The following is a 15,546-nucleotide window of genomic DNA, read 5'->3' on the forward strand; positions in this document are numbered from 1 at the left end:
CCCAAGCTGACCAAAGCCTATTCCGCGACCACATAAGTATGGAGCCGCACGCGGCCCGACGCATCCGTCTCGCGATAGACGCCCTGGATCTCCACGTCGAAGCCGGGGAAGGTGTTGAAGCTGGCTTCGAACATCTTGAGATAGTCGATCATGGGTTTCGCCCGCTCGGTCAGCCGCTCGCCCGGCACGATGGTGGCGATGCCCGGCGGATAGACCACGAACGGCGTGGTCGCGATGCGCCCGCCGATGGCGTCGATGGGCAGGTAGTCCACGTCGTTGCGCACCAGGCAGCGGGCCGCGTCGTGGGGCGACAGGGCGATGTCCGGCAGGTGCGCGGCGGAGAATTGCATGGCCTGGAGCGCGCTCACGTTCGCGGCGCGGAAGAAGCGGTGCATCTCCCCGCACAGGTCGCGCAGCCGCACCCCCCCATAGCGCGCCGGCCGGCGGCGGAAGAATTCCGGGATCGCCTCTTCCAGCAGCGCGTTTTCGTCATGCAGCTTCTTGAAGGCGACGAGGCCGGAGATGAGCGTGCCCGCCTTGGACGCCTCGACGCCGGGGGTGAGCAGGAACAGCAGGGAATTGAGGTCGTTCTTCTCGGCGACGATGCGGTTCTCGCGCAGATATTGCGCCACCACCGGCGCGGGAATGCCGTGCTCGGCATAGGCGCCGGTGGCGCGGTCGAAGCCGGGGGTCAAAAGGGTCAGCTTGTTGGGGTCGGTCATGGCGAAGCCTGCCGCCATGCCCTCGAAGCCGTGCCAGGAAGCGCCGGGTGTCAGGTGCCAGAAGGCCGGGTTGCTGGCGAGGAGGTCGGTGGCGACGCTCTCCCACGGCACCTCATGCGCCGCCCCGGGGCTCGACACGTCGGGGATGGCCACCCGGTCGGGCACGAACGGCTCGAAGAACCACCGCCGCTCGGGGCGAAGTTCCTTCTCCTCGAACTCGCGGCGCACGGCGCGGATCTTCTTGCGCAGCTCGATGCCGAGGCGGATCGTGTCGTCCCACAGCACTTCGCCCGAACGGCCCTTCATCATCTGCGCGCCCACGTCGAGGGAGGCGAACAAAGGATAGAAGGGCGAGGTGGAGGCGTGCTGCATGAAGCTCTCGTTGAAGCGCCGGTGCTCCACCCGCCGCTTCTGGCCGGTGATGTGCCGGTCCTTCATGTGGATCTGCGAGGCCTGGGAGAAGCTCGCCAGCTGCTTGTGGGTGGACTGGGTGGCGATAATGCCCGGCGCATCGGGGCCGAGGTCGGCAAGGCCCATGGCGAAGCGGCCGGCATAGAGCGGGTGGAACTTCATGAAGCCCGCCCATGCCTCGTCGAACAGGATGTAGTCGGTGAGATGCCCGATGGCCTTGAGGATCATCTCGGCATTGTGGATGGTGCCGTCATAGGTGCACTGCTCCACCACCGCGACGCGGAACGGGCGGGGCTTCTGCCACGCGTCGGGGTCCTTCACCAGGGGATGGGTGCGGATGCGCTCGCGCAGGGCGGCCTCGTCCAGCGCGGCGAAGTCCATGGGGCCGATGAGGCCGTAGGCGTTGCGCACGGTGGGCACATAGACCGGGATGCCGCCGGAGATCATCAGCGCGCCGTGGTGGGCGGCCTTGTGGTTGTTGCGGTCGAACAGCACCAGGTCGCCGTCGGTGACGAGGGCGGCGAGCGCCACCTTGTTGGAGGTGGAGGTGCCGTTGAGGACGAAATAGGTCTTCTCGGCGCCGAAGATCTTCGCCGCCTCCTTCTGCGCTGCCAGCGCCGGGCCCTCGTGGGTCAAGAGGTCGCCGAGGTCGAGCACGGAATTGTCGAGGTCGTCGCGGAACACCGCCTCGCCCAGATGCTCCATGAACACCCGGCCGATGGGGCTGCGGGAATAGAACACGCCGCCATTGTGCCCGGGGCAGGTCCACAGCTGGTTGCCCTCCTCGGCATAGTCCACCAGCGCGCCGAAGAAGGGCGTCTTCAGCGTCTCGGCATATTGCTTCAGCCGGCTGATGAGGTTCTTGGCGATGAAGGCGGGGGTCTCCTCGGAGAGGAAGACGTAGCCGTCGATGAAGTCCAGCACCTCCACCGGCACATCCTCGAAGCGCTTGCGGCGGATCAGCAGGATGATGGGGAAGTCGAGGCCGCGCCGGCGCATGAGGTTGATGAGGGCGGCGGTCTTGCCCTCCAGCCCCTTCTTGCCCCAGTCCACCAGCATGCAGCCGATGGCGGCGTCGGTCTGCACGGCGATCTCGGCGTCTTCCAGGTTGCGGGCCTTCACCACCTCGAAGCCGGAGCGCTCGATCTCCGCGACGATCTGGTTGTAGCGGGCGCCCTCCAGGTCCTCGGCGTCGAACACCGGGGTCGCGAACAGGAAATTGAAGCGCTTGAAATAGTCCATGCGGGGCACCCGATCTGATCCGGCGCGAGATGTCGACTCCTTCCATGACAAGCCCGCGACAAAACTGTGATCATCCTCCGCGCGGCGCCGCACCGGCCCCCGCGGCAGCCGTGCCGTCCGCTGGGTCAGCCCGCGCGGCGCTTGAGCGCGGCCCTCTCGGCATCGGTCAAAGACAAAAGGCCGTTGGTATAAGGGATCAGCTGCCGAGATAGGCCGCCCGCACGTGGGGATCGTCGATCAGCTGCGCGCCGGTGCCCGACTTCACGATGCGGCCGGCCTCCAGCAGATAGGCGTAGTCGCACAGCTCCAGCGCGGCGAAGGCGTTCTGCTCCACCAGCAGCACGGTAGTGCCGGCATCGCGGATGGAGCCGATGATGGTGAACATCTGCTCCACGATGTTGGGCGCAAGCCCCAGCGAAGGTTCGTCGAACAGCACCAGCCGGGGGCGGGACATGAGCGCCCGGCCGATGGCCAGCATCTGCTGCTCGCCGCCGGAGAGGGTGCCGGCCATCTGCGCCCGCCGCTCGGCGAGGCGCGGGAAGGTGGTGTAGATCCGCGCGTAATCGTCCCTCAGGGCGGCATCGCTGGGGCGCAGATAGGCGCCCATGGCGAGGTTGTCGGCCACGCTCATGTGGGGGAACACCCGCCGGCCTTCCGGGCAATGGGCGACGCCCAGGCGCAGCATGCGCTGCGGGCCGGCGCGGGTCACGTCGTCGCCCTCCAGCCGGATGGCGCCGCCGCGCGCCGGGACGAGGCCCGAGATGGAGCGCAGGGTGGTGGATTTTCCCGCCCCGTTGGCGCCGACCAGAGCGACAAGCTGGCCCTGGCCGACGGTGAGCGAGATGCCCTTCAGCGCCGCCACCTGCCCATAGCCGCAGACGAGATCGCAAATCTCAAGCATGGACCGGCTCCTTGTGCTCCAGCTTGGCTGCGCTCTTGCCGAGATAGGCCTCGATGACTTTGGGATCGGAGCGGATCGCCGCCGGCGGGCCTTCCGCGATGAGCCGGCCGTAGTTGAGGCAGACGATGCGGTCGGAGACTTCCATCACCATGGGCATGTCGTGCTCCACCAGCAGGATGGTGACGCCCTCGTCCCGCACCTTGCGGATGAGGCGCACGAAGCCCTGGGTTTCCGAGGCGTTCATGCCGGACACCGGCTCGTCCAGCAGCAGCATCTTCGGCTCCACCGCCAGCGCCAGTGCGAAGCCCACGAGGCGCTGCTCGCCGTAGGAGAGGGAGCCCGCCTTCTCGCCGGCGCGGGTGGCAAGGCCCACGAGATCGAGGATGGCGTCGGCCCGCTCGCGCACCGCGGCTTCCGCGCGCCGGCCGCGGGGGGTGGGGAACAGGCGGTCGAGGAGCGCCACGTCGCCGTGGCGGTGCAGGCCGATCAGCACATTGTCGCGCACCGTGTCGTCGGCGAACACGCTGGTGCGCTGGAAGGTGCGGGCAAGGCCCAGCCGCGCGATTTCGTTCGGCCGGGTCTGGGAGAGGTCCTGTCCGCGAAACAGCACCCGCCCCTGGGTGGGCTTGAGGAAGCCGGTCATGATGTTGAAGGCGGTGGTCTTGCCGGCGCCGTTGGGGCCGATGAGGCTCACGATCTCGCCTTCATGCACGTCGAAATGCAGGTCGGCGATGGCGGTGAGGCCGCCGAACCGCATGCCCACATGCTCCACGGTGAGGATGGCGGTGCCCGCAGGCTGGCTCATGGGCGTGCTCATATGCGTGCTCATGGGTTCGCTCCCGCTTCGGCGGGCTTTGCCGCGCTCTTGGCCTCGGGCGCGGGCCTGAGGCGGAGGGCGAGGCTCTCCAGCGCCGGCACGATGCCGCGCGGCATCAGGAACAGGATGGCGATGAGGATGGCGCCATAGACGATCCACTGCGCCTCCGGCGCCATCACGGGCCTGAGCGCCACCGGCAGCAGGCCGAACAGGATGCCACCCACCAGCGGGCCGGCCAGCGTGCCCTTGCCGCCCGACACCACCATGATGACCATGGTGACGGTGTAGGAGAACAGGAACACGTCCGGATCGATGATGCGGATGTAATGGGCATAGAGGCTGCCCGCCGCCCCCGCCATGGCGGCGGAGAGGGTGGCGGCCACGGTGAGGGTGCGGGTGGCGTTGATGCCGAGGGAGAGGGCCAGGGACTCATTCTCCTTTAGCCCGCGCATGGCCCGGCCGAAGCGCGAGGCCACCAGCCGGGCGATGACGAGGTAGCTCACCGCCGCCACCGCCAGCACCAGATAATAGTTCTGCATCTTGGAGCGCAGCGCCACATCGCCGAGGCCCGGCACCGGCAGCACCATGTTGGGGATGGCGGTGAGGGCCAGCGGGCCTTGCGTCAGCTCTACCCAGTTCAGCGCCACCAGCCGCACCACCTCGGCGAACGAGATGGTGACGATGACGAAATAGGCGCCCCGCACCCGGAACGACAGCCGGCCGATGAGATAGCCGCACAGCCCCGTGAGCGCGACGGCGAGCACGAAGCCGACCAGCGGCGCTCCGCCCTCGTGGGTGATGCGCAGGCCGAACGGCAGGCTCACGTCGAAGCCCAGCGCCGTGAGCGCGCTCACATAGGCGCCGATGCCGAAGAACGCCACGTGCCCGAGGCTGAGCTGTCCGGTGAAGCCGAGCAGCAGGTTCAGGCTCATGGCGCAGATGGTGAGGATGCCGGTGATGATCAGGGCGTTGAGCAGATAGGGGTCCTTCAGCCCAAGGGGGACCAGGGCGAAGACCACGAGGAAGAGGGGGGCGATGAAGCGCGTCATCCGATCCGCTCCGCGCGGGCGAACAGACCGGTGGGCTTCACCAGCAGCACCGCGATGATGATGAGGAAGCCCATGGCGTCGCGATAGCCGGATGAGATGTAGCCGGCGCCCAGCTCCTCCGCGAAGGCGAGGATGAAGCCGCCGATGGTCGCCCCGGAGATGGAGCCGAGCCCGCCGAGGATGACGATGGCGAAGGCCTTCACCGCCGCCAGCTCGCCCATCTGCGGGGTCACCACATAGACCGGCCCCAAGAGCGCCCCCGCCGCCGCCGCCAGCGCCGAGCCGATGGCGAAGGTGGCGGTGTAGATGAGGGAGACGTTGACCCCCATGAGGGCGGCGGTGTCATGGTCCTGGAAGGTGGCGCGCATGGCGCGGCCGAGCCTGGTGCCGTTGATGGTGAAATAGGTGATGGCGATGAGGGCGATGGCCGAGCCCAGCACGAACAGGTTGACGTAGGACAGCGACACCGGCCCGATGACGAGGGGCTGTGCCGGGAAGGGGGTCGGCACCGCCTTGGCGACGCCGCCGAAGATCCACAGCGTGCCCGACTGCATGATGATGCCGGCGCCGATCATCACCAGCATGGTGGTGTCGATGTCGGAGCGCCGCAGCGGCCGCAGCAGCGTGAATTCAATGAACGCCCCAAGCAGCAGGCCCGCCACGACGGCCACAGGCAGCGCGACGAAGAAGTTGAGGCCCAGCGCCACCGCCGCCAAATACATGGCATAGCCGCCGAACGTATAGAGTGCGCCGTGGGTGAAGTTCACCACGTTCATGATGCCGAAGATCAAGGTGAGGCCGATGCCCAGCAGCGCATAGGTGCCGCCGAGCACCAGCGCATTTAGGATATGTTGCAGCAATTGGTCCATCTGGCCTGTCCGTCTGGCATTCGGGGCGGTGCGGCTTTGCGGGCCGTGGAAGCGCGGAGCTGGGAGCGGGGTGAGGGAAGCGTGCGCAATCAGGCAGTTGAGTGCGTGCGGTCCCTCACCCCGACGCCCCGCGCAAAGGCGGGGGAAACACCGGTAGAGGGCGGGCATCAGCCGCCGAGCTGGACCTGCTTCACCTTCCCGTCGGTAATCTCGATGAGGTAGACGTTGGGCTTCGACTGGCCGCTTTCCTTGCCGGCCGGGCCGCTCTTGGCGAACTTGATGGGGCCGTTGAGGCCCACCATGTCCACCTTCCAGAAGCCCTTCTGGATGGAGGCGGAATCGGTGCCGCCGCCGGCCGCGATGGCGGCCGCCACGGTGCGGATGCCGTCATAGCCGCGGAAGCTCTCGGTGGCGCCGGCGAAGTCGAAGCCGCGCTTCTTCCACTCGCCGAGGAAATAGGCGGTGGCCTCGGGGTTCGGGGTCTTCTCCGGCCACCAGGGCAGGAAGGTGGTGAGGTGCATGGTGTTGTCCGCCGCCGGCCCGGCCTGGGCGATGATCTGGTCCGGGTTCTGCGAGCCGCCGGTGGTGATGACGCGCTTCTTCAGGCCCAGCGCCGCCATCTGCTTGAACAGCAGGGTCAGCTGGTCCACGGCGCTGGTCACCATGATGGTGTCGGCATCGGAGGCCTTCAGCTTGGAGAGCTGGGCGCTCATGTCCTGGGCCGACTGGTCCATGGTCTCGGTGAGGCCGACCTCGACGCCATTGGCCTTCAGCATCTTGGAGAAGTCGGCGGCGGCGCCGCGGCCCCAGTCATTGTTGATGACGAGGAAGTCCACCTTCTTCAGCCCGAGCTTCTTGGCGATGGGCTCGAACGCGTCGGCCTCCACCGAGGACGGCGGCGAAATGCGGAAGATGAAGGGATTGCCCGAGGTGGTGATCTTGCCGGAGGAGGAAGTCTCCACCAGCATGGGCACCTGGTATTCCTCCAGCTTCGGCATGGTGGCCAGCGTCAGGCTGGAGCCCCAGGAGCCCATCAGCACCGGCACCTTGTCGGAGGTGATGAGCTTTTCGGCCACCGATGCGGCCTCGGTGGGGTTGCTCTTGTTGTCCTCGATGACCAGCTCGATCTTCTTGCCGAGCACGCCGCCGTTGGCGTTGATCTCGTCGGCGGCGATCCTGGCGCCGTTCACCACATAGGTGCCGGAGGCCGCGAAGGCGCCGGTGAGGGGCTCGTTGACCCCGATCTTGATGGTGTCGGCGGCCAGCGCCGTGCCGGCGAGGAGGCTGAAGGCGAGGGCCGCGAGTGTCGTCCTGCGCGAAATCATCATGATGGTCTCCAGTCTCAAGGGGCAGTCAGGGTCAGGAAGCGGGGCGGATGCGGCGCCACAGGGCGCCGAGGCGTTGGGAAATCAGGGCTGCGAGGAGCTTGAGCGGGTTGAGGCCGGGGCCTGCCGCCGCCGGGGTCGGCGCGCCGGACAGGCGGGCTGCAAGATTTGCGGCGAAATCGGCGATGAGCCGGCCCGCCACCTCGCGCACCAGGCCCGGCCGGCCGAACTGGGCGAGCGGGCCCTTCAGCGTGTAGCCCACGGTGAGCGCCACGCGGGCCGAGCCGGGTGTCGGGCCCGGCAGGACGCGATAGCGGATCTCGCCTTCCGTGCGCGAGCGCCCGTCCGCTCCGGCGCCGTGGATGATGCCGCTGGACGTGGCCTCGTCCCGGCTGACGCGGGCGGTGCCGCGGAAGGTGGTGCCGATGGGGCCGAGCTTCACCCGCATGCCGCCTTCCACCAGATCGGCGGCCGGCATGGCGTCGATGATCGCACCGGGCAGGCAGGCCGCCACCTCCTCGATCTTGCCGAAGAAGGCGAACACGTCGGCGGGCGGGAACGGCACCTCGAAGCCCTGCTCGAAGCTGTGGGCGGGGGTGAAGGTGTCGGCGAGGATCGACGGTGCCGCCACCGGCGCGGCGAGGGGGGCGACGTTCGCCAGCGGACCGGCGGTCGCGGTCGCCCCGCCGGCCCGCGCGCCCACCGGCCCGAGCCGGCGTTCGGCGGTGATGGGGCCGATGCCCTGCGCCCGCCGCGCGGCGATGACGGAGGCCACCGCCTTGACGATGCCGGCATAGCCCGTGCAGCGGCAGAGGTTGCCGGCAAGGCCGAGGCGGATGCGCGTCTCGTCCGGCTCCGGCAGGCGCAGCACCAGGTCGCGGGCCGACACCAGCATGCCCGGCGTGCAGAAGCCGCATTGCAAGGCGTGCTCGCGGTTGAAGGCGGCGCGCAGCTCTGTGGTCACGGCATCATCGTCGAGGCCCTCGATGGTGACCACATCCGCGCCCTGGCAGGCGGCGGCGTAGGAGAGGCAGGCGCGGGCCGGCTCGCCGTCCACCAGGATGGTGCAGGCGCCGCAGACCCCGTGCTCGCAGCCGAGGTGGGTGCCGGTGAGGTTCAGCGTGTCGCGCACCAGATCGGCGAGGTTGGTGCGCGCCTCCGCCTGCGCCGACACCGGGCGGCCGTTGAGGGTGAGGGTGATCATGGAGGAGGAGCCAAGGGCTGTGCCTTCCGGCCGGGGCAGGGCGTTCATGCGGCGCTCCGCGTCTCGGTGAACAGGCCGGCCGCCTGGACGGCGGCGCGGCGCAGCATCTCCACATGCACATGGCGGTCGACCGCATCGTCCATCCCGGCGGCGGTGAGGGCGGCATCGGCGGCCGGTGCGTCGAAGCGGGTGGCAAAGCCGGCGTCGATGCGGCCGCCGAACAGCATTGCAGCGTTGGGCAAGACGAGGGGCGGGGCGTCGATGGCGCCCATCAGCGCGCGGCAGGTTCCCGCCGCCGGGTCCACCAGCACGGCACCGATGGCGTGGGCGAACTCGCCCACCTTCCGGCAGTGCTTCACATAGCCGAAGCGGGCGGTGGCCGGCACCTTGGGCACCCGCACGGCCACGAGGATCTCCCCCGCCTCCAGCGCCGTCGAAAGGGCTCCGGTGAGAAAGGCGCCCATGGCGAGGCGGCGGGTGCCGGCGGGGCCGGCGATCTCCACCTCGGCGCCGAGGGCGGACAGGGCATTCACCCAGTCGGCGGCGGGGTCGGCATGGGCGAGGCTTCCACCCATGGTGCCGCGATTGCGCACGGCGCGATAGGCGATGCCGGCCGCGACCCGGCGCAGGATGTGCGTGCCCACATCCGGCACGCGCCCGTCTTCCACGTCCGCATGGGTGATGAGGGCGCCATAGACCATGTGGCCCGGCTCCTCGCGCGCCGTGCGCAGGGCGTCGATGCCGGTGAGGTCCACGATCAGCTCGGGCGTGGCGAGGCGCAGGTTCAGCATGGGGCCGAGGGACTGGGCGCCGGCCATGGCCTTCGCCCCTTCGCCGCCCGCGGCGAGGAGCAGGGTGGCGCCGGCGATATCGCGCGGACGCTCCAGGCGGAAGGGCGCGGGCTTCATGCGGCGCTCCTGTCGTTGGCGCGGGCCGCAAGCACGCTCTCGACGATGCGGCGCGGCGTGACGGGCGCGCGCAGCATCTCGGCCCCCAGCGGCCGCAGGGCGTCGTTGATGGCGTTGGCGATGGCGGCGGGGGGCGCGATGGCCCCGCCTTCGCCGATGCCCTTCACGCCAAACGTCGTGTAGGGCGAGGGCGTCGCCATGTGGTCGATGAAGGGCAGCGGCACTTCCGGCGCGCCGGGCAAAAGATAGTCCGCCAGCGTCGAGGCCAAGGGCTGGCCGGAGGTGTCGAACGGCATTTCCTCGTACAGCGCGGTGCCGATGCCCTGGGCGAGGCCGCCGAGGATCTGGCCGTCCACCACCATGGGGTTCACCAGCGTGCCGCCATCTTCCACGATGGCGTAGTCGAGGATCTCAACCTCCCCCAGCTCCGGATCCACTGCCACCACCACCGCATGGGCGGCATAGCTGAAGGTGCCGCTGTCGCGCTGCGGCTTGTAGCCGGCGGTCACCTCCAGCCCGTGGGGGTCCACATCCGCCGGCAGGTCCTGCGGGCGGCGGTACCAGGTATGGGCGACCTGGCTGATGGTGACATCACCGGCGGGGCCGACCACGCGCCCGTTCTCGAGCCGCACCTGATCCACCGGCGCCTGCAGCATGTGGGCGCCGATGCGGCGGATGCGATCGGCAAGTTCCGTGCAGGCGGTGGCCACCGCCCCGCCGGCCATCACCATCACCCGCGAGCCCCAGCTTCCGGTGGAATAGGGCGTCATGGCCGTGTCGCCGTGCACCAGCCGGGTGCGGGCGACGGGCATGCCGAGGATTTCGTGCGCCACCTGGGCCAGCGTCGTCTCCAGCCCCTGGCCGTGGGAATGGGCGCCGATGCGCAGTTCCAGCCCGCCGTCGGGGGTGAGGCGCGCGCCGGCCTGCTCGTGGCCCGGCACCATGGGAATGCCCCAGCCGGAATAGACCGAGGTGCCGTGGGCCGCCTGCTCGCAATAGATGGAGAAGCCAAGGCCGATGCGCCGCCCATCCGCCTCGCCCGCCGTCTGGCGGGTGCGCACCGCATCCGCCTGGATGGCGTCGAGGGCGCGGTGGAGAGCTTGCGGATAATCGCCGCTGTCGAAATGCTTGTTGGTGATGTTGTCGAACGGCATCTGCTCGGGCCGCACGAGGTTCTTCAGCCGCACCACCTCGGGGGCAAGGCCCAGCTCCGCCGCCAGCGCGTCGAGCGCCACTTCCAGCGCGAAGCACACGCCGGTGCGTGCCACGCCGCGATAGGGCAGGATGGGGCACTTGTTGGTGGCCACCGACCAGGTGCGGCAGCGATAGGCGGGAAAATCGTAGGGGCCGGGCAAGATGCTCGCCACCTGCGCTGCCTCAAGGCACGCGGAGAAGGGATAGGCGGAATAGGCGCCGCTATCCACGCTCGCCTCGCAGTCGATGCCGCGCAGCGTGCCGTCGCGCTCGGCATAGAGCGTGATCTCGTAATGATGCTCGCGGCAATTGGCGTTGGCGGTGAGGTGCTCGCGCCGATCCTCCAGCCAGCGCACCGGACGGAGCAGCTTCTGCGCCAGCCAGCCGAGGCAGACCTCTTCCGCCAGCAGGATGGCCTTGTAGCCGAAGCCGCCGCCCACATCCGGGGAGATGATGCGGATCTGCCCCTCTTCCATCTGCAGGCATGCGGAGAGGCCCGAGCGCACGATGTGCGGCATCTGGCTCGCGGTGTGGACCACCAGCTGGTCGCAGCGGTGATCGAAATGGATGACGGTGCCGCGTCCCTCGATGGGCGCCATGCACTGGCGCGCGGTGGAGATGGTGCGCGAGACCTTCACCGGCGCGTCGAACGCCGCCTCGATGTTGATGTTCACCAGGCTTTCGAGGAAGACGTTGTCGCCCCAGTGCTCGTGCACGAGGGTCGCGCCGGGCTTGCGCGCCGCCAGCATGTCGTGGAGGGCGGGCAGTTCCTCGAGGTCCAGCTCCACCCGCGCGGCCATGTCCTCGGCCTCGGCGCGGGTGTCGGCGACGCACATGGCGATCAGCTCGCCCACCTGCCGGACCTTGCCGGTGGCCAGCACCGGCTGTTCCGATACCTTGAAGCCCGGCAGGCCGGAGACGGCGCGGATGGGCTTGACCCCGTCGAGGTCGGCGGCGGTGAAGACGCGGCCCTTCAGGTCGTCCGGCACATGGATGGCGCGGATGCGGGCATGGGCCAGCGGGCTGCGGACGAACGCCACGTCCTGCATGCCGGTCATGCGGATATCGGCGATGAACTGGCCACGCCCGCGCATCAGCCGGTCGTCTTCCTTTCGCGGAAGACGGGCGCCCACGCCTTCGTGTGCCTGGGTCTCGCTCATGCGACGGCTCCCGGCATCAGATCGAGGGCGGTGCGCACCAGCTGGCCGTCGGGGCGGCGCAATTCGTCGAGGATGGAGAAGTGGTTGGCGCCGGCGATGGGCAGCAGCGCGCCCGGCGCGTGGGCGGCCACCCGCTGGGCGGCGAGGGCGCGAGAGTCATGCACCAGCGCCGGCAGTTCGTCCGTGCCGTAGGCGATGGCCAGCGGCTTCGGGGAAGGGTGGAGGCGCAGCGGCGAAAATTCTGTGATTTCCGCGTCGGACAGGTCGAGCGCGCCATTCAGGAAAGTATCGCGGATAGGAGCCAGCTCATAGACGCCGGACACCGCAAGCCCGGCGGCGACCGCCGGATGGTCCAGCTGCATCACCGCCAGCTGCGCGCCGGCGGACCAGCCGGAGACCACCAGCGGGCCGGTGATGCCATGGCGCGCGCCATCGCGGGCGAGAAGGTCGAGCGCGGCGCCGATCTCCGCCACGATCTCGCCGAGGCGGGCCTCGGGTGCCAGCGTGTAGCCGGGCAGGGCCACCGACCAGCCGTGGGCCAGCAGGCCCTGCGCATAATGAACGAAGGCCTCGCGGGTGTTGCGCTGCCAGTAGCCGCCATGGATGAAGACAAGGCACGGTGCGCCCGGCCGGCCGGGATAGAGATCCAGCTTCTGCCGCGCGCCTTCGCCATAGGGAATGTCGAGATGGGCGTTCGCCGCGGCGCGGAACTTGGCCGCCGCAAGGTCGCGCGCCGTCACCCACGCCGCACTGTCCTGCACCGCGGCGTTGTTGTTGTAGGCGGCATCCCGCTCGGCCTGGGACAGGGTTTCCCAGACCTCCTGCGGGGCCGGATCGGAAGCCGCGCTCACGCCGCCACCGCCTGGGGCAGGATGGGCGCGTCGGCGTCGAAGCGCTTGCCGGCGCGCAGGCAGAAGGCGGGGGTCAGCAGGCGCTCGGCGATCACCCGTGTGTCCTCGTTGTCGCGCAGCAGGAAACGGCCGCGATGGTCGTCCAGCACCGAGATGTCGGCCGCAGTGCCCACCTTCAGCGCGCCGAGGCTGTCGGCAAGGCCGAGCATCTGCGCCGGGTTGGTGGTGACCATGGGCACCACGTCCTGGAGCGACAGGCCGAGCGCCATCATGGAGCTCATGGCCTGGGTCAGGCTGAAGCGGGCCTGGCCCTTGAAGGGGTGGTTCTCGTCGTCATGGTGCTCGGCCGGCGTGCCGGCGGGCGCCGGCACATGGGTGTTGTAGCCATGCATGTCGGCGCCCAGCGTGTGCGGCACCACGCCGGCGGCGATCGCCTTCTTCGCGAGGCGATAGGAGAAGTGGCTGCCGTGGCCCACGTCCACCTTCAGGCCGCGGTCGAGGGCGGCGCGGATGACGTGGTGGACCTCGCCCTGCTGGTTCACGAAGCCGCCGGGATGGCGGGTGAAGGGATGGGCCAGCACGTCGCCTTCCTTCAGCAGCGGAATGACGCGCTCCAGGATGGTGTCGGCATCCTCGCCGTTGGCGCCGCTGTCGGGCAGGCCCCAGAGGGTGCCGAAATGCACATAGAGCGGAAGCTCGGCGCGGCGGGCGATCTCCGCCGCCATCTCCATCACGCGGATGCCCCAGCGGGCGAAGCCGCCGATTTCCGCATGGCCCTTGATGCCGCGCACCAGGTCGCGGTTGGCGATCGCCGCGCGCACCGTGGCGTCGATGTCCACGCCGTCGGGGCTGTAGAGGTTCGGGTAGTAATGACCTTCCAGTCCACCCACCAGATAGGCCGAGAGGAAAGCATAGATCCGGGTGTCGGACGGCTCCGCGATGAATTTGCGAAAGCCCGGCAGGGTCATGCAGGAGGGGCCGCCCTGGTCGATGACGGTGGTGACGCCCGAATGCACGCCCACCATGTCCGGGTTCAGGCCGAAGCGTCCGGTGACGTACTGGTAGACGTGGCCGTGGGTGTCGATCATGCCCGGCAGCACCAGCTTGCCGGAGACGTCGATGGTCTCCACCGCGCTCGACGGCAGGATGGTGTCGGCCACCGCCGCGATGAGCCCGTCGCGCACCGCGACGTCACAGGTGCCGTCGATACCGGAGGCGGGGCAGATGACATGTCCGCCCTTGAGGAGGATATCGTAGCCCGCAGGGTCAGCCATCAGGATCTCCGTCCATGTCCACGCGGTGGCGCGGCCGCATCGAAAAAGCGAAGTATGCTTCGTATTTCGGTTATGCATGGCATGTGCCAGAATTTGATCTGGATCAAAATCGGGACCGGCCGAGGCGCTGGAAGGGATCGCGGGCGTGACGAAATCACAAGCAAAGTCAGATGCATCTAGCACCGCACCGGAGAGCCCTGCCGGCGAGGGGTGGCCGTTGTCCGATCGCCCCGGCTTCCTCGCCCGGCGGGTACATCAGATCCACGTCAGCCTGTTTTCTGAGCTGTGCGCCCCGTTCGGCGTGACGCCGGTGCAGTACAGCCTTTTGTCCGCCCTGGCAGGGCGGGAGGCGGCGGACCAGACCACCCTCTCGCGCATCGTGGCGCTGGATCGCACCACCACCACCGGCGCCCTCAAACGCCTTGAAACGCGCGGTCTCGTGCGGCGCGGGACCTCGGCCACCGACCGCCGCTCGCAGAGCTGTGCGCTGACGCCGGAGGGGCGGCGCCTGCTGGACGAGATGGAGGCCATGGCCCGCCAGGCCCACGCCGCGACCGTGGACATGCTCAGCCCCGACGAGCGGATACAATTCATTGAGATCATGAAGAAAATTATTGCGGCGCACGGCGGCCGGCAGAGCACTTTCGATCTGCTCTAATTATGGGCAGGCTGCGGTCCAGGGAACAGGCGCCCAAAGAGGGGGCAGTCGGGGGACCGGATCAGAAGCCCGGCAGGCCGTCAAAGACCAGCTTCGCGCCCACCGCGGCGAGGATGAGGTAGATGATCCCGAAGAAGCGGTCGGCCGGCACGCGGCGGACCAGTTGCACGCCGGCAAAGGTGGCGACCACCGCCACCGGCAGCAGCACCGCCGAGGTGGCAAGGTTCGCCCCCGTGATCTGCCCGAGGGCGAGAAAGAACGGCACCTTCACCCAGTTGACCACCGAGAAGAAGGCGGCCGTGGTCGCCGCGAACTGCTCGGGCGAGAGGCGGGGCCGGCGCAGCAGGTAGATCATCATGGGCGGGCCACCGGCATTGGCGATCATGCTCACGAAGCCCGCCACCGCGCTCCACAGGGCGGCGGACGCCGGCCCGGCCTCTCCCGCCGGGCGCCTGAGCCCCTTCGACAGGGCATGGCGAGCGGCCTCGGCGATGGAGAGAAGCCCGATGCCCAAGGCCACCGCCTGGTCGGAGACGGACGCCGCCAGAAGATAGCCGATGACGATGCCCACCACCGCGCTTGGCAGGGTGCGGCGCAGCTCGGCCACGCTCCAGCGTCGCCAATAGGCATAAAGGCTCACCACGTCCTGCACGATGAGCACGGGCAAAAGGATCGCGGCGGCCTGGATGGGCGACATGGCCAGCGTCAGGATGGGCTGGGCAAGGACCGACAGGCCGGTGAAGCCGCCCTTCGACAGGCCCACCAGGATCGTCGCCGGCACCGCCGCCGCATAGAACACCGGATCGACGATCACGCACCGCTCTCCCGCTGAGGCGGGGAGGGATAGCCCTGTCCGGCCGTTTCCGCCAGAGCGTGGCGGCGGGGGTGCCGGGTCGGGGCGGCAGGGTTTGGGACTGAGAGCGATATGAACCCTCTCCCGCTTGCGGGGGAGGGTAGGGAG

Annotated in this window: 13 protein-coding genes; 1 reads left to right on the forward strand and 12 read right to left on the reverse strand. The window is 69.1% G+C overall.

Annotated elements, in window-relative coordinates:
- Positions 1-17: 17 nt before the first annotated feature.
- The 11 genes from K9U41_RS10205 to K9U41_RS10255 all read right to left on the reverse strand — a co-directional run bounded on the left by K9U41_RS10205 (position 18) and on the right by K9U41_RS10255 (position 13,927).
- The gene (locus K9U41_RS10205) at positions 18-2,375 is read right to left on the reverse strand and encodes an Orn/Lys/Arg decarboxylase N-terminal domain-containing protein (RefSeq protein WP_282640730.1); all 2,358 of its coding nucleotides are present in this window, start codon (positions 2,373-2,375) and stop codon (positions 18-20) included.
- 196 nt (positions 2,376-2,571) lie between these two features.
- Entirely contained in the window at positions 2,572-3,276 is a 705-nt protein-coding gene (locus K9U41_RS10210) for an ABC transporter ATP-binding protein (RefSeq protein ID WP_282640731.1), read from the reverse strand.
- On the reverse strand, positions 3,269-4,105 hold the full coding sequence (locus K9U41_RS10215; RefSeq protein ID WP_282640732.1) for an ABC transporter ATP-binding protein: 837 nt from the start codon (positions 4,103-4,105) through the stop codon (positions 3,269-3,271). The genes K9U41_RS10210 and K9U41_RS10215 overlap by 8 nt, the downstream gene beginning before the upstream one ends.
- Positions 4,102-5,142, reverse strand: coding sequence for a branched-chain amino acid ABC transporter permease (locus K9U41_RS10220; RefSeq protein ID WP_282640733.1), 1,041 nt, complete (start codon positions 5,140-5,142; stop codon positions 4,102-4,104). Before K9U41_RS10220 ends, K9U41_RS10215 begins: the two co-directional genes overlap by 4 nt.
- Positions 5,139-6,011 (reverse strand): branched-chain amino acid ABC transporter permease, encoded by an 873-nt coding sequence (locus tag K9U41_RS10225; RefSeq protein ID WP_282640734.1) that lies wholly within the window; start codon positions 6,009-6,011, stop codon positions 5,139-5,141. Before K9U41_RS10225 ends, K9U41_RS10220 begins: the two co-directional genes overlap by 4 nt.
- Before the next feature lie 167 nt (positions 6,012-6,178).
- Positions 6,179-7,339, reverse strand: a complete 1,161-nt coding sequence (locus K9U41_RS10230; RefSeq protein ID WP_432715770.1) for an ABC transporter substrate-binding protein — start codon at positions 7,337-7,339, stop codon at positions 6,179-6,181.
- Between the two features lie 31 nt (positions 7,340-7,370).
- A complete protein-coding gene (locus K9U41_RS10235) occupies positions 7,371-8,588 on the reverse strand; it encodes a xanthine dehydrogenase family Fe-S subunit (RefSeq protein ID WP_282640735.1) in 1,218 nt (405 codons plus the stop codon).
- A complete protein-coding gene (locus tag K9U41_RS10240; protein WP_282640736.1) occupies positions 8,585-9,448 on the reverse strand; it encodes an FAD binding domain-containing protein in 864 nt (287 codons plus the stop codon). The genes K9U41_RS10235 and K9U41_RS10240 overlap by 4 nt, the downstream gene beginning before the upstream one ends.
- A complete protein-coding gene (locus tag K9U41_RS10245) occupies positions 9,445-11,802 on the reverse strand; it encodes a xanthine dehydrogenase family protein molybdopterin-binding subunit (RefSeq protein ID WP_282640737.1) in 2,358 nt (785 codons plus the stop codon). The genes K9U41_RS10240 and K9U41_RS10245 overlap by 4 nt, the downstream gene beginning before the upstream one ends.
- Positions 11,799-12,653 (reverse strand): alpha/beta hydrolase, encoded by an 855-nt coding sequence (locus K9U41_RS10250; RefSeq protein WP_282640738.1) that lies wholly within the window; start codon positions 12,651-12,653, stop codon positions 11,799-11,801. The genes K9U41_RS10245 and K9U41_RS10250 overlap by 4 nt, the downstream gene beginning before the upstream one ends.
- Complete coding sequence (locus tag K9U41_RS10255; protein ID WP_282640739.1) at positions 12,650-13,927, reverse strand: amidohydrolase/deacetylase family metallohydrolase; 1,278 nt, start codon at positions 13,925-13,927, stop codon at positions 12,650-12,652. Before K9U41_RS10255 ends, K9U41_RS10250 begins: the two co-directional genes overlap by 4 nt.
- Before the next feature lie 217 nt (positions 13,928-14,144).
- On the opposite strand from K9U41_RS10255, the gene K9U41_RS10260 reads away from it, so the two are divergent.
- On the forward strand, positions 14,145-14,585 hold the full coding sequence (locus tag K9U41_RS10260; RefSeq protein WP_349237844.1) for a MarR family winged helix-turn-helix transcriptional regulator: 441 nt from the start codon (positions 14,145-14,147) through the stop codon (positions 14,583-14,585).
- A gap of 61 nt (positions 14,586-14,646) precedes the next feature.
- Here the strand turns inward: K9U41_RS10260 and K9U41_RS10265 are convergent, their stop codons facing one another.
- Entirely contained in the window at positions 14,647-15,399 is a 753-nt protein-coding gene (locus tag K9U41_RS10265; RefSeq protein WP_282640741.1) for a sulfite exporter TauE/SafE family protein, read from the reverse strand.
- Positions 15,400-15,546 lie beyond the last annotated feature (147 nt).

The sequence above is a fragment of the Xanthobacter autotrophicus genome (assembly GCF_029991245.1).
Lineage (GTDB): Bacteria > Pseudomonadota > Alphaproteobacteria > Rhizobiales > Xanthobacteraceae > Xanthobacter > Xanthobacter autotrophicus_C.